Raw genomic sequence first — 13,993 nt, 5'->3', positions numbered from 1 at the left:
ACAGCGAACAGCTGACAGATTTCGAAATCTGTCAGCTGTTAGCTGTTCGCCGTCGTCTGTTGCTCGTCGCCCGGCCGCTGCCGCCGCCCGTTCGACGACGGTGAGGACCTTTGCCGCGCCGTCCTCGGCGGCCGGTTTGCCAGGTGGCGGAACCGGGTGGACCGGGTAATCCCGGTGCGGAACCGGGGGGCGGGGCGGTGGCGTCTTCGAGGGCAGAGCGGACGGGGCGGGGCCCGTCGCGCCTCGGACGGGAGGGGCTGACCGATGAGCATCGTCGCGTGGATCGTGCTGGGCCTGCTGGCGGGTGGGCTGGCCAAGCTGCTGCTGCCGGGGAAGGACCCGGGCGGCCTGATCGTGACCACCCTGATCGGCATCGCCGGGTCCTTCGTCGGCGGCTGGATCGCGTCGCACTTCCTGCACCGCTCGGTCACCGCGCACTTCTTCGACGCGGCGACCTGGGTGTCGGCGATCGGCGGCGCCCTGGTGCTGCTGATCGTCTACCGTCTGCTGTTCGGCAACTCGCGCCGCTGACAGGCGAGTTCACCGCGGTCCCGGAGCCCCGGGCGGGTGACGGGGCCGCGTCGCAGGCGGGTCCGCCACCCGGAGCGGCAGCGCCCGGGTGGCCGGTTCGACGCGGTCCTGCCGGGTGCTGGAACGGTGCGGGGTCCTCGTACGTCCTTCCGGTCGGACCCGGGGGGGCTCGGCGGGGTCGTCACACCGATGACGCAAGGGGCGGCGGATGAGCTGGATGGCGTGGATCGTGCTGGGCCTGGTGTCGGGGACCCTGGCCAGGATGGCGATGTCGAGGGGTGAACGCGGTCTGATCAGCAGCACCCTGATCGGCATCACCGGCTCCTACATCGGCACCTGGATCGTTCTGCACTGGATGCACGGGACGGTGAAGGTGGGCTTGCTCGACGTCACGACCTGGGTGTCGGCGATCGGCGGCGCGATGGTCCTGCTCCTCGCCTACCGGGTGCTCCGCTTCGTCGCGCGGCGCTGACCGCCGGGCGCCGATCCGCCCGGAGTTCCCGGTTGCCGGTCGGCGGTCCGGGGTGCTCCGGCGGCCCGGAGCGGGAGTTGCTCGCGCGCGTCGATCCAGCCGGGCGGCACGTCCGCGAGCCCGGTCCTGGCGGCGACCACGCCGGCGGCGATGGCGCAGGTGGTGTCCATGTCGCCCCAGCCCCCCAGAGTCTGCCAGATGGTCTCGGGCAGCGAGTCCAGGTGCCCGGCCGCGGACCAGAGGGCGAACGGCACGGTGTCCGGGGCGGAGATCAGCGCTCCCGAGCCGAGCACGTTGGCGGCGTGTCGGACACTGGTGTGCTCGGGCAGCCGGGCGGCGATCCGCAGCCCGGAGCGGACCTCGCTGTCCGGCAGGCGTCCGGCGATCTCGGTCAGCAACTCGGCCCGGCCGGGCGGGTTTCCGCCTCGGCTCCGGACCGCCAGCGCCGCCGCGAGCGCGACCGCCACCGCCCCGGCGATCGCCTCCGGGTGGAAGTGGGTGGTGAGCGCCTGCAGTTCGGCCTGTCGGACCACCGTGTCGAGGTCCTCGGCGAACCAGGCACCCAGCGGGGCGACCCGCATCGCGGCGCCGTTCCCGTACGATCCCTGGCCCTCGAACTGGCCGGCGGTGATGGCGCGCCAGTCCCCACCCGCGCCGATCCCGCGCAGCACCCGGTGCATCGACGGGCCGTACTTGCGCCCGTACTCGCGGGCGTACTCGGCGGCGAACTCCCGGGCGAGCGAGTCCGGTCGGACCTCTCCCGCGTCGTGCAGGTGGCGGACCAGTACGAGTGCCATGGCGGTGTCATCGGTCCAGTGCCAGGGCGCGGGCCGGACCAGCCGGGCGGCCAGTGCGGCGGGTGCCTCGTCCGGCGGGACCGAGAACCACCGGTCGCCGAAGGCGTCGCCGAGAGCAAGTCCCTCCAGGCTCTCCAGGACCGGGCCCGCCGCACGCATGTCATCCTCCAGGTGAGATCAACTGTGCGCGGCAGTCTGCCGGGCGGACGAGGCGCCGGCGAGTGGATTTCCTCCCGCCCGTCGGCCCGTCCGGAACTGGCAGGTCGTCACTTCACCTTCAGGCCGCCGAGGACGAGCTTCCAGACGGCCTCGAACCGGTCGTCGACCCCGGGGGCGGACCAGGTGGACGCGTAGGCCGGATCGTGGAAGGGGCCGGTGGCGTCGAAGACGGCGCGGGCGATGTTGCGGATGTGGGCGAGCTTGAACTCCTTGCCCTCCATGCCTTCCTCGACGATCTGCGCGATCTGGTCGACCAGGGTGTCGACGTGGGTGTCCACCAGGCCACTGTTCTCCTCGACCAGCACCATGTAGGTGGCGAACAGCTCCGGGTCGTCCAGCGCCTTCTTCCGCTTGGCCGTGAACAGCGTCGTCAGCCAGCGGTGCAGCCGCTCGGAGGCGGGGCCGCCCTCGTTGGAGATGGTCGCCAGCTCGTGATGGGCCTGGTCGAGCCAGCGCTGGGTGACCGCCTCGCGCAGCGCGGCCTTGCTGGGGAAGTGGCGGTAGACGCTGCTGTGGCTGACGCCGAGGATACGGGCGACGTCCACGACGGTGGCCTTGGCCGGGCCGAACCGCCGGAGGACGTCCTCCGCCGCGATCAGGATCTGCTCGGCGGTGAGTGTGCTGTCCGTGGTCACGGGGAGGTCCGTCCTTAGGGTCGTGCGGTCGGGTCGTGCGGCGATGGTGCCGGAGCGGTCAGCGCTCGCTGTCCAGGTGGGCCATCTGTGCGGCAGCGTACCGGTCACCGGCGGCCGAGCCGGCGGGTACGGCGGCCTCGATGGCGGCGAGGTCGGCCTCGGTGAGAGTGACGTCGAGTGCGCCGAGGGCCTCGGCCAGGCGGTCCCGGCGGCGGGCGCCGACCAGCGGGACGACGTCCTGCCCGCGCGAGGCCACCCAGGCGATGGCGACCTGGGCGACAGTCGCACCCCTTGCCGCGGCGATCTCGCGCAGGGCCTCGACCAGTGCCAGGTTGTGGGCCAGGTTCTCGCCCTGGAAGCGCGGGCTGTGGCTGCGGAAGTCGGTGCCGCCGAGGGTACGGTCCCGGCCCCAGTGGCCGCTGAGCAGGCCGCGGGAGAGCACCCCGTACGCGGTGATGCCGATGCCGAGCTCGCGGGCGGCGGGCAGGACGGCGGCCTCGATCGAGCGGGAGAGCAGCGAGTACTCGATCTGGAGGTCGCTGATCGGGTGGACGGCGGCGGCCCGGCGCAGGGTGTCGGCGCCGACCTCGGAGAGTCCGATGTGGCGGACGTAGCCGGCCTGCACCAGGTCGGCGATGGCGCCGACGGTCTCCTCGACCGGGACGTTCGGGTCCAGGCGGGCCGGGCGGTAGACGTCGATGTGGTCGGTGCGCAGGCGGCGCAGGGTGTAGGAGAGCGCGGTCTTGGTGGCGGCGGGGCTCGCGTCGTAGCCGAGCCACTGGCCGTCGGGGGTGCGCTGGGCGCCGAACTTCACGCTGATCTGCACGTGGTCGCGATCGCGACCACGCAGTGCCTCGTGGATCAGCAGCTCGTTGTGGCCCATGCCGTAGAAGTCGGCGGTGTCGAGCAGGGTGATCCCGGCGTCGAGCGCGGCGTGGATGGTGGCGATGCTCTCGGCTTCGTCGGCCGGGCCGTACAGGTCGGACATGCCCATGCAGCCGAGGCCGAGGGTCGAGGTGACCGGCCCGGTGGTGCCGAGGGGGCGCTGGGCGGGGCGGGTGTTCGTGGACACGGGTGCTCCAGGGGGCGGGTGCGGTGCCAGGAGTCGGGGCAGGGGGACCCGGGTGCCACTATGGCACGACATCGAACAGATTTCAAAATCTGTCCGCTGTCGTCTGTTATCTGAAAGTTGAAATCTGTCGATTGTCATTTGTTTGGATTGGCGGCTCGGGGTCAGCCGACCCCGAAGGCGCCCGACCGGTCGCAGTGCGGCTGTCCGGCTGCGCTCGCACGCACTCGACGGTGTGGCGGCAGACGCCCGCGTCGAAGGTGACCGCGATGCCCGCGCCCTGGTGCGTCCGCCCGCCGCCGTCCTTGCCCTCGCTCCGGTCCTTCTCGTTGTCCGGGCCCGGCCCCGGTCCGTCATCGAGCGACCGGGGCCGCCCCGCCCGTCGATTCGGCCGAGGTGGTCTTCGTACCCCTCGTGCTCGTGGCCCCGGTCGTGTCCCGGTCCCTCGCCTTCGCCGCCGTTGCCGCGTCGGCCGCCTTCGCCGCGTCCGCCGGCTCGACGACCGGGCTCCCGGCCGACCCCCAGACCTCACGTCCGCCCGGCGACCGCAGCAGGTAGGCGCGGGCGGGCGGCACATTGCGCCACGCCGTGCGCTCGCCGAGGCCGTACGCCGCCTCGAACCGTCGCAGCAGCCGCACCACCGCCCGGTGGCGGGCGCCCCGGCGGGGGCCCGAGGTGAGGGTGCGCGCCGTCGTCGTGCCGAGGTACCCGAAGTACGTCAGCTCCCCGCCGGGCGTCAGCAGTCGCAGGTAGAGGTCGAGGATGTCGCGCACCTGCGCGGGCTCGAAGTTGGTGAACGGCAGCCCGGACACGATCACGTCGTACCGCTCCGGGAACTCGTCCGTCCGGGCTCCTGCCGGCGTCGGCGGGTGGCATTCCGGAAGCTCCTCGACCCGGCAGGCCGACAGGCGCAGCCCGACACCGGGGCGGCGTGCGGCCAGTACCGGGTCCTCCCGCAGTCGGTCGGCGAACCGCGGGTTGGCCTCGACGACGTGCAACCGGTCGCCCGGGCGCAGCACTTGGGCCAGTCGACGCGTCACCACGCCGGTGCCGGCGCCGACCTCCAGCACCGAGATCGGACGGTTCGGGCGGCTGGTGACCGGCACCACTAGCGCGTTCACCAGCTCCGGGCCGCTCGGGGCCAGCGCGCCGGTGTCGTGGAAGGTGCGTAGCGCCTCGGCGAGGAACAGCAGGTGGTCCCCGCCGGTGGGCGAACTGTACCGGGGGGAAAGGGATTCGGGACGGTGGTGGAGCCGCTCGTTGGTCATGCCGTCGACGCTAGGCAGGGCGGAGGAGTCGCGAATCGGCCGGTCAGCGGCGCCGACCCCCGACGAAAGTCGAGGGCGCGGTTACCCGGAAGACAGAGGCGTTGCGCGGCCGAGCGCCCCTAGCATCGAGCCCGACATGCCGAACACCAGGCGTGCCGAACACCGGACGTACGGAAGGCCCTCGGAACGGGGGAAGAGGAACGGGAAAGGAGGAGGGGCGTCATGCGTAGAAGTGTGCTCGGCTGGTACGGGCCGGACCACCGGGCCGGGACCGACACGTTGCTGCTGCTCGGTCTGCTCGGTCTCACCACCGAGGAGGCCCTGGTCCAGTGGGCGCACTCCGACGGCCCGTTGCGCCTGCCCCGTACGGTCGTGGCCGCGCTCGCCTCGCTGTCGCTCGTCTTCGCCCGTCGCTACCCGGTGGCCTCGGCCGTGCTGCCGGTGCTCACCGGCGGGCTGTTCAACCGGGCCTTTCCCGGCCTGTTCAGCGTCTTCCACCTCGCCTACCTCGACCGGAGCGGCCCGGCGATGGCGGGTGGCGCGGTCATCGCGGTGGTCAGCGCGACGGGTGCGGATTCGCTGGTCGGCTGGGCCGGCACCACCGGGTCCCAACTCCTGGTCCAGGCCGCCACGCTGGCGGTCGGCCTGTGGCTGCACGGCAGACGGGTGCTGATCCGCACCCTGCACGAGCAGGTCGACGTGCTGCGCCGCGAGCGGGAGCTGCGCGCCGAACAGGCCCGGGCCGCCGAACGTGCCCGGATCGCCCGGGAGATGCACGACGTGCTGGCCCATCGGCTCAGCCTCCTGGTGCTGCACGCCGGCGTGCTGCGCGACCAGGCCAGGCCGGAACCGTCGCTGCCGACCCCGACCGGCTCACCCACCGTCTCGAACTGCTGCGAACCACCGCCGCCCGCTCGCTCGACGACCTGCGCGACGTCCTGGGCGCACTGCGGGCGGACCCACCGGCTCCGCCCGCCACGGGAGGCGAGCCGTCCGTTCCGGCCGAGGCCGGGCGCGTCCCGGCGCCCGCCCTGCGCGACCTGACCGAACTCGTCGGCGAGGCGAACCAGGCCGGTCAGCGGGTCGAACTCGCCCTCTCCGGAGACCCGGAGACCGTCCCGACCACCCACCGGCTGGCCGTGCACCGGCTGGTCCAGGAGGCACTGACCAACGCCCGCAAGTACGCGCACGCCGCGCCCGTCACCGTCCGGGTCGGCTACGGGGCGCCGGCGACGACGGTCGACGTCCGCAACGGCCCGGGCGAGGCGCCGCCGGACGGGCCGGGTACTGGCGGCGGGTACGGGCTGGTGGGGCTGGCCGAACGGGTCGGAGCCCTCGGCGGCCACCTCGACGCCGGACCGGACGGCAGCGGCGGCTTCCGGCTCGCCGCCCGGTTACCCGCGCCGGACCGCCGGCCGCAGGCGGTGCCCGACCCGGCTCCCGCCCGTGGCGACGGTCCGGCTGTGCATCCGGGGCGGGCGCTGCCGTGGCCGGATCAGGGGAAACGAGGGGCACGGCAGTCGCAGGAAGGGGGGCAAGAGGCGCAAGGGGTGCAACAGCCGGCGCCACCGAAGCAACCGAAGCAGGAGACGGAGCAGGAACCGAAGCAGGAACCGACGCAGCCGAAGGACGCCGCATGATCCGAACAATGGTGGTCGACGACGATGCGCTGGTGCGCCTCGGCCTGGTCGATCTCCTGACCCAGGACCCGGCACTCACCGTGGTCGCCGAGGCCGCCGACGGGCTGCAGGCCGTCGAACTCGCGGGCAGCCGGCGGATCGACGTCGTGCTGATGGACATCCGGATGCCCCGGCTCGACGGGATCGCCGCCACCCGGCGGCTGCGTGAACTCCCCGACGGCCCGCGGGTCATCGCCCTCACGACCTTCGACCTGGACGAGTACGTGTACCAAGCGCTCGCGGCCGGGGCGGACGGCTTTCTGCTGAAAGACACCCCGCCCGCGGAGATCGCACGGGCCGTCCACGTCGTCGCGGGCGGTCAGGGGATGCTGCACCCGGCGGCCGCGCGGCGGCTGATCGACCGCTACCACCGGGTCGGGGCGCCCCGGTCGGTGGCCGCCCGCAACCGGGTCGCCGGGCTCACCCCGCGGGAGACCGACGTGCTGCGCGAACTCGCCGACGGGCTCTCCAATGCCGAGATCGCGGGCGTGCTCGGGATGCGCGAGAGCACCGTCAAGGCGCACGTCAGCCGGATCCTGACCGGGCTCGCGGTCGGCAACCGGGTCCAGGCGGCGCTGCTCGCACGGGATGCCGGGCTGGTGGGCGACGGTGCCTGAGGACGGACGGCTGAGGCCGGCTGTGCCCGGACCGGGCACGGGGGTTCCGACCGTCCGTGCCCGTCCGTGCCCGTCCGTGTCTGAGCGCCCTCCCGCTGTTCCCGGGTACCGCCCGGTCGTGCCCCGGGGGTCGCGGGCGAGGCACGTCGGGGCTCGGCGGGGCACATCGGGGCACGGCATCGGCCGGTGTTCATACGGGTGTTCCCCGGACGTTCCCCCGGAGTCGGAGCGGGCGTCGGAGCGGGCTTCCCTGAGCCGCCGCGTGCCCCCGGTTCGTACCGCATGCTGAGCCGCTGTCACCCATCCGGCGTGGAAATGCCGTGCCTTGGCCGTTTGCGCTGCCGAACTCGGGCGGCGGGTCCATGGTGGAGATGGGCGCGATCCGGCGACCGCGCCCGCGCGCCGATCCAGGCCCGCGCGCCGAGCGCCCGCGCCGATCGTGGACGGGCGGCCTCCGAAGCGGGGCCCGGTACCGGCACGCTGGGAGCAGGGCCACCTCGCAGGAAACCGAACGGTTCTTCTAGGCTCACATCTCGGCTTCCCTGCGGCGGTCCGGCCACTGCGCCCGCCACCAGGAGGCCGCCGTCCACGGGGCTCCGGGCGGACCGGGGCCACCGGATCGAGCGAGGAGGACGCACATGCCAAGCACGCCGCCCAACCGTTCCACCGTACTTGGGCCAGACGGGCCGATTCGGTGGGCCGCTCATCATCCCGGCCGACCGGCGCGGTCCGGCCGGGCCTGGTACCCGGGCGGGAGTGGTCGGCCGGTACGGCCGCTGAATACCGGCGGCGGCCGCGGAGGCGAGCGTTGAGTCCCCAGATCGTCGGGTCGCCGGGCGTGCCGGGCGCCGCAGCGGACTCCGACGGGACCCCGGTCACCGTCCCGGCCGCCACCGGCAACGAGGTCCTCGCCGCAGCCGCCACGACCACCGCAGCCGCCGCTGCCGGCACGGCAACTACCGCTGCGGCTCCGGCAACTATGGTTCCGTCTGCCTCCGTTCAGGCCGCTGCAGCTGCGTCAGGTGCCGCGAAGACCGCGGTGTCCAGGACGGCCGTCGCGAAGACCGCAGCCGCCAAGTCCGCTCTCACGAAGTCCGTCCTCACCAAAACCGTCGTCGCGAAGACGGCGGTGGCGAAGCCCGCTTCCGCGAAGCCCGCGGCAGGATCGGCCGCCACCGCCATCCCTGGGACCGCCACCATCCCTGGGAGCGCCGCCGTCACCACGGCGCTGCCGGGTGTGCCGCAGGCGCTCAGCACCCGTGCCCGGACCCTTGCCGGCGCCGTCCGGCGCCGCTGCGCCGACCTGGCACGGATCGAGTCACCCAGCGGAGATGCCCCCCGGCTCGACGCCCTCGCCGAGGAGTTGGCCGCCGGTTTCCGGGCCACCGGTGCCACAGCGCGGCGCGAACCCGCACCGGCCGGTGACCACCTCGTGCTGGAGTGGGAGGGCCGGGACGAGTCCCTGCCGCACCTGCTGATCGTCGGGCACCACGACACCGTCTGGCCGGTCGGTACCCTCGCAGACTGGCCGGTGACCGAGGAGGACGGCCGGCTCACCGGTCCCGGCGTGGTCGACATGAAGGGCGGACTCGCCATCCTGGAGGGCGCGTTGGCGCTGCTTGCGGACCTGGGCGAGCGCCCGCACCGGACCGTCCGCGTGGTCGTGGTCTCCGATGAGGAAGTGGGCAGCCCGGACGGGCGGCGCCTGGTCGAGCGCCAGCTACGTGGGGCCGCAGCGGTACTGGGGCTCGAACCGCCACACCCTGACGGTCGGTTGAAGACCGCGCGGCGCGGCAGCACCCGGGTGCGGCTCACCGTGACCGGCCGCGAGGCGCACGCGGGCAACGACGCCCACGACGGGGTGTCCGCGGTCGACGAGCTGGTGGACCAGCTCGTGCTGGTGCGCGACCTCGCCGGCCAGCCCGGTACCGAGCTCAACGCCGGTCGGATCAGTGGTGGTTCGCGTGCCAACGTGATCGCCGGCCGGGCCGAGGCCGAGCTGGGGCTGCGCTTCTCCACCGCCGAGGCGCAGCGCCGTACGCTTGACAACCTCGCCCGGCTCACCGCGCTGCGTCCGGGGGCCCGCGTCCGTACGGAGGTGCTCTCCAGCCGTCCTGCCTGGCCGGAGCGGACCGGCAACCCGCTGCTGCGGCACGTGCGTTCGCTGGCCGCGGCGCTCGGGCAACAGCTGGACGGGGCCCCGGCGGGCGGGGCGGGGGACACCAACCTGCCGGGCTCGCGCGGGCTGCCGACCCTGGACGGTTTCGGTGCGGTGGGTGCCGGGGCCCATGCGCGGCACGAGTACATCCGGCTCGACCAGATCGCCCCCCGGATCGCCCTGCTGGCGGCGCTGCTCGCCGTGCCGCTGCCGCGACTGCGCGACCGCGCGGAGGGCTGATCCCGCGGTGGGTCGCTGACGGCCGACAGCCGACAGCCGACAGCCGGCAGCAAGTGGCAGCAGCAGTCGGCGGGAGGCGACAGCGAACAGAGAGCAGCCGACAGATAACAGCTGACAGATTCTGAAATCTGTCAGCTGTTATCTGTTCCGCACCTTGCCATCCCTCCGTCCCGCTGCGCAGAATGGTACCGACCGAACGGTCAGTCGGTTGGTTGGCGTCGAGGCGACCGACCGGGCAGGAGACGAGAGGGGACCGTGGTGACAGCAGAGGTGGCCGAGGCGGTCCCCGCGCAGACGCCGGAGGAGCGGTTCGAGGCGGTCGTCGCCGCCGAGCAGCGGATCGAGCCCAGGGACTGGATGCCCGACGCCTACCGGGCCACCCTGATCCGCCAGATCGCCCAGCACGCCCACTCCGAGATCATCGGCATGCAGCCCGAGGGCAACTGGCTGACCCGGGCCCCGTCCCTGCGCCGCAAGGCCATCCTGCTCGCCAAGGCCCAGGACGAGGCCGGCCACGGCCTCTACCTCTACGCCGCCGCCGAGACCCTCGGCGTCGACCGTGCCGAGCTCACCGAGAAGCTGATCTCCGGCCGGCAGAAGTACTCCTCGATCTTCAACTACCCGACCCTCACCTTCGCCGACGTCGGCGTGATCGGCTGGCTGGTCGACGGCGCCGCGATCTGCAACCAGGTCCCGCTCTGCCGGTGCAGCTACGGCCCGTACGCCCGCGCGATGGTGCGGATCTGCAAGGAGGAGTCCTTCCACCAGCGCCAGGGCTACGAGCTCCTGATGACGCTGATGCGCGGCACCGAGGCGCAGCGCCGGATGGTCCAGGACGCGGTGGACCGCTGGTGGTGGCCGTCGTTGATGATGTTCGGCCCCTCGGACGCAGACTCGCCGAACACCGCCCGCTCGATGGCCTGGCGGATCAAGCGGCACAGCAACGACGAGCTGCGCCGGCGCTTCGTCGACATGACCGTCCCGCAGGCCGAGCACCTGGGCGTCACCCTCCCGGACCCCGAGCTGCGCTGGAACGAGGAGCGCGGCGGCTGGGACTTCGGCGAGCCGGACTGGTCCGAGCTGACCAGGGTCATCCACGGCCAGGGCCCCTGCAACGCCCAGCGGATCGAACGCCGCCGCGCCGCCCACGAGGACGGTGCCTGGGTGCGCGAGGCGGCCGTCGCCTACGCGGCCAAGCGCGCCGCCGAGGCCGCCACAGCCACCGAAGCGACCGAAGGCATCGAAGCCACCGAAGGCATCGAAGCCGTCGAAGCCACCGAACAGGAGAACGGAAAGTGACCGACCCCCAGGTTGGCTCCCCGGCCGGGTCCAAGGCCGGCTGGCCGCTGTACGAGGTGTTCGTGCGCCCCCGGCGCGGGCTGAACCACGTCCACGTCGGCTCGTTGCACGCCGCCGACGACCGGATGGCCCTGCTCGCCGCCCGCGACCTGTACACCCGCCGCAACGAGGGCGTGAGCCTCTGGGTGGTCCGCTCCGACGCGATCACCGCCTCCACCCCGGACGAGCGCGACCCGTTCTTCGAGCCCAGCGGCGACAAGGTCTACCGCCACCCGACCTTCTACGACATCCCCGAGGATGTCCCGCACATCTGACGGGGGAGCCATCGTGCACGACCACACCACCTCCACCACCGGCGCCGGTGAGGACGACCACGTCTACCTCAGCCTCGTCGACTCCGCCCCCGGCCCCGAGGGCGAGGGCCGCTGGGCGTACGGGACGGGCTTCGCCGACCCGCTGCTCGGCGTGGACACCGCGCTGCCCGCCGGTCTGGACGGCGCCGACCTCGCCGCCTACTGCCAGATGCTGGGCGACGACGCCCTGGTCCTCGCGCAGCGGCTGATCGAGTGGTGCACCCGGGCACCCGAACTCGAGGAGGAGGTCGCGCTGGCCAACCTGGGCCTCGATCTGCTCGGCCAGGCCCGGCTGCTGCTCACCCGGGCCGGCCAGGCGGACGGCACCGGCCGGACCGAGGACGACCTGGCGTACTGGCGTGAGGAGCACGAGTTCCGCAACGTCCGCCTGGTGGAGACGCCGAACGGCGACTTCGCGTACTCGATCGCCCGGCTGCTGCTGTTCGCCACCGCTCGCGGCGCCCTGTACGAGGCGCTGAGCGCGCACCCCGACCCGGTGCTGGCCGCGGTCGCCACCCGGGGCGTCAAGGAGCTGGCGTACCACCGGGAGTACGCCACCGCCTGGACGCTGCGCCTTGGCGACGGCACGCCGTACTCCGCCGAGCGGATGCAGGCCGGGCTGGATGCCGTCTGGCCGCTGCTGGAGGAACTGTTCACGGCGCACCCGGTGGAGCTGCGGGCGGGCGTCGACCCCGCGACCCTGCGCGACCCGGTGCTGCACTCGCTCGCCGCCGTCCTCACCGAGGCCGGACTGACCGTGCCGGACGTGCCGCCGCTGGCCACCGTCCTCGGCCGGGCCGGCCGGGACGGCGTGCACACCGAGGCGCTCGGCCCGCTGCTCGCGGAGCTCCAGGTGGTGGCCCGAGCCCACCCGGGGGCGACATGGTGACGGGCGACGTCGCAACGGGTGACATCGTGACGGGCACGGCGGACCCGACGACCCGCGACTTGGCCTGGGCGGTCGCCGCGGCCGTCCCGGACCCGGAGCTGCCCATGCTCACCCTGGCCGACCTGGGCGTCCTGGCCGAGGTCGAGGTGGAAGGTGGCAGCGGCGCCGTGACCGCCTGGCTGACCCCGACCTACTCGGGTTGCCCCGCGGTCGCCGAGATGGCCGCCGACGTGGACCGCCGGCTGCGCGCGGCCGGGTACCCGGACGTCCGGGTGCGACTGCGGCTGGACCCGCCGTGGTCCACCGATCTGATCACCGCCGAGGGCCGCCGCAAGCTCGCCGAGGCGGGCATCGCCCCACCGCGCCCGACCGTCGTCGCCGCCGCGGCCGGACCGGTGGCGCTCACCCTCGGCCCGACCCGCACCGGAACCGCGACCGCGACCGCGCCCCCCGTGCCCTGCCCGCACTGCGGTGACGCCGACACGGAGGAGCTGTCCCGCTTCGGTTCCACCGCCTGCAAGGCGCTCTGGCGCTGCCGGGCCTGCCGCGAGCCGTTCGAACGCGTCAAGGAGATCTGAATGCCCGCCGCTTCCCCCGCTGCCGCCTCCGCCACTCCCGCTTCCGCCGCCGGGGCCACCACCGGGTCCGCCCCCGACACCGAGGCGCCCGGCGTCCGCCCCGCCCGCCGTCCGACCTTCCACCGGCTGAGGATCGACCGGGTCGAGCGGCTCTGCGAGGACGCCGTCGCGGTGACCTTCGCGGTGCCGGACGGCCTGGCGGAGGAGTACGCCTTCCGCCCGGGGCAGACCCTGACCCTGCGCAAGCTGGTGGACGGTTCCGACGAGCGCCGCTCGTACTCGATCTGCGCTCCGGTCGGCGGGCCGCTGCGGATCGCCGTGCGGGAGGTGCCCGGTGGGCTGTTCTCGCGCTGGCTGGTGCGCGAGGCGGAGCCGGGCGAGGAGGTGGAAGTCCTGACGCCCTCCGGCCTGTTCACTCCCGAGCTCGGCGTCCCGGCCGACCACGTGCTGCTCGCGGCCGGCTCCGGCATCACCCCGATGCTGTCGATCGCGGCCTCCGTGCTGGCTGCCGACCGCAGCTCCACCGTCACCCTGCTCTACGGCAACCGGCGCAGCGACACCGTGATGTTCGCGGACGAGCTGGCCGACCTGAAGGACCGCTACCTCGGCCGCTTCCAGCTGGTCCACGTGCTCTCCCGGGAGACCAGGGACGCCGAGCTGCTCAGCGGCCGGCTGGACCCGGAGCGGGTGCGCGCGCTGCTGGCGGCGCTGGTGGACATCGGGAGCGTCGGGCACTGGTGGCTGTGCGGCCCGTTCGGCATGGTCGCCGGGGCGAAGGACCTGCTGGCCGAACTGGACGTGCCGGGCGGGCGGGTGCACCAGGAGCTGTTCCACGCCGAGGACGAGCCGCTCCCGGAGCGCGACGAGGACTGGGACCGGACCGACGGCGCGTCCGGCGGCGTGTCGGGCGCGCAGAGCGAGGTCACCGTCGTCCTCGACGGCCGCGGCAGCACGCTCTGCCTCCCGCGCGACCGCTCGATCCTGGACGGCGCCCAGCGCTCCCGCCCCGACCTGCCGTTCGCCTGCAAGGGCGGGGTGTGCGGCACCTGCCGCGCCCTGGTCACCGAGGGCGAGGTGGAGATGCGCCGCAACTTCGCGCTGGAGGAGAAGGAGCTGGCCGCCGGCTACGTCCTCACCTGCCAGGCCCGCCCGCTCACCGACCGGGTGACGGTCGACTACGACCGCTGAG

Annotated in this window: 15 protein-coding genes; 11 read left to right on the top strand and 4 right to left on the bottom strand. The window is 73.6% G+C overall.

Going from position 1 to position 13,993, the window contains the following annotated elements; genetic code table 11:
• The first annotated feature begins 264 nt into the window (after positions 1-264).
• A complete protein-coding gene (locus ACFU7Y_RS08610; protein ID WP_224275209.1) occupies positions 265-531 on the top strand; it encodes a GlsB/YeaQ/YmgE family stress response membrane protein in 267 nt (88 codons plus the stop codon).
• 208 nt (positions 532-739) lie between these two features.
• On the top strand, positions 740-1,003 hold the full coding sequence (locus tag ACFU7Y_RS08605) for a GlsB/YeaQ/YmgE family stress response membrane protein (protein ID WP_224275211.1): 264 nt from the start codon (positions 740-742) through the stop codon (positions 1,001-1,003).
• Here the strand turns inward: ACFU7Y_RS08605 and ACFU7Y_RS08600 are convergent.
• The 4 genes from ACFU7Y_RS08600 to ACFU7Y_RS08585 form a co-directional block, all read right to left on the bottom strand.
• Positions 970-1,959, bottom strand: a complete 990-nt coding sequence (locus ACFU7Y_RS08600; RefSeq protein ID WP_224275213.1) for an ADP-ribosylglycohydrolase family protein — start codon at positions 1,957-1,959, stop codon at positions 970-972. The genes ACFU7Y_RS08605 and ACFU7Y_RS08600 overlap by 34 nt on opposite strands.
• 107 nt (positions 1,960-2,066) lie before the next feature.
• A complete protein-coding gene (locus ACFU7Y_RS08595) occupies positions 2,067-2,654 on the bottom strand; it encodes a TetR family transcriptional regulator (protein WP_224275215.1) in 588 nt (195 codons plus the stop codon).
• A 58-nt stretch (positions 2,655-2,712) separates the two neighbouring features.
• Positions 2,713-3,726, bottom strand: coding sequence for an aldo/keto reductase (locus tag ACFU7Y_RS08590; RefSeq protein WP_308020134.1), 1,014 nt, complete (start codon positions 3,724-3,726; stop codon positions 2,713-2,715).
• Positions 3,727-4,076: 350 nt separating this feature from the next.
• Complete coding sequence (locus ACFU7Y_RS08585) at positions 4,077-4,991, bottom strand: class I SAM-dependent methyltransferase (RefSeq protein ID WP_224275217.1); 915 nt, start codon at positions 4,989-4,991, stop codon at positions 4,077-4,079.
• A 222-nt stretch (positions 4,992-5,213) separates the two neighbouring features.
• Between ACFU7Y_RS08585 and ACFU7Y_RS08580 the strand changes: the two genes are divergently transcribed.
• The 9 genes from ACFU7Y_RS08580 (at position 5,214) to paaE (ending at position 13,992) form a co-directional block, all read left to right on the top strand.
• Positions 5,214-6,035, top strand: coding sequence for a histidine kinase (locus ACFU7Y_RS08580; RefSeq protein WP_380766949.1), 822 nt, complete (start codon positions 5,214-5,216; stop codon positions 6,033-6,035).
• A 95-nt stretch (positions 6,036-6,130) separates the two neighbouring features.
• A complete protein-coding gene (locus ACFU7Y_RS08575; RefSeq protein ID WP_380766947.1) occupies positions 6,131-6,631 on the top strand; it encodes an ATP-binding protein in 501 nt (166 codons plus the stop codon).
• On the top strand, positions 6,628-7,287 hold the full coding sequence (locus ACFU7Y_RS08570; protein ID WP_224275221.1) for a response regulator transcription factor: 660 nt from the start codon (positions 6,628-6,630) through the stop codon (positions 7,285-7,287). The genes ACFU7Y_RS08575 and ACFU7Y_RS08570 overlap by 4 nt, the downstream gene beginning before the upstream one ends.
• Positions 7,288-8,095: 808 nt before the next feature.
• Entirely contained in the window at positions 8,096-9,685 is a 1,590-nt protein-coding gene (locus ACFU7Y_RS08565) for a M20 family metallopeptidase (protein ID WP_380766945.1), read from the top strand.
• Positions 9,686-9,943: 258 nt separating this feature from the next.
• A complete protein-coding gene (paaA, locus tag ACFU7Y_RS08560; RefSeq protein WP_380766943.1) occupies positions 9,944-10,984 on the top strand; it encodes a 1,2-phenylacetyl-CoA epoxidase subunit PaaA in 1,041 nt (346 codons plus the stop codon).
• Positions 10,981-11,298 (top strand): 1,2-phenylacetyl-CoA epoxidase subunit PaaB, encoded by a 318-nt coding sequence (gene paaB, locus ACFU7Y_RS08555; RefSeq protein WP_359825581.1) that lies wholly within the window; start codon positions 10,981-10,983, stop codon positions 11,296-11,298. Before paaA ends, paaB begins: the two co-directional genes overlap by 4 nt.
• A gap of 13 nt (positions 11,299-11,311) precedes the next feature.
• Complete coding sequence (paaC, locus tag ACFU7Y_RS08550; RefSeq protein ID WP_224275230.1) at positions 11,312-12,226, top strand: 1,2-phenylacetyl-CoA epoxidase subunit PaaC; 915 nt, start codon at positions 11,312-11,314, stop codon at positions 12,224-12,226.
• Between the two features lie 23 nt (positions 12,227-12,249).
• Positions 12,250-12,804, top strand: coding sequence for a 1,2-phenylacetyl-CoA epoxidase subunit PaaD (gene paaD, locus ACFU7Y_RS08545; protein WP_380766953.1), 555 nt, complete (start codon positions 12,250-12,252; stop codon positions 12,802-12,804).
• The gene (gene paaE / locus ACFU7Y_RS08540; protein ID WP_380766940.1) at positions 12,805-13,992 is read left to right on the top strand and encodes a 1,2-phenylacetyl-CoA epoxidase subunit PaaE; all 1,188 of its coding nucleotides are present in this window, start codon (positions 12,805-12,807) and stop codon (positions 13,990-13,992) included.
• Position 13,993: the final 1 nt, after the last annotated feature.

The organism is Kitasatospora sp. NPDC057542, assembly GCF_042801945.1.
GTDB lineage: Bacteria > Actinomycetota > Actinomycetes > Streptomycetales > Streptomycetaceae > Kitasatospora.
Note: the sequence above shows the minus strand (reverse complement) of the source record. Positions and strands in the feature narration are given on the sequence as shown.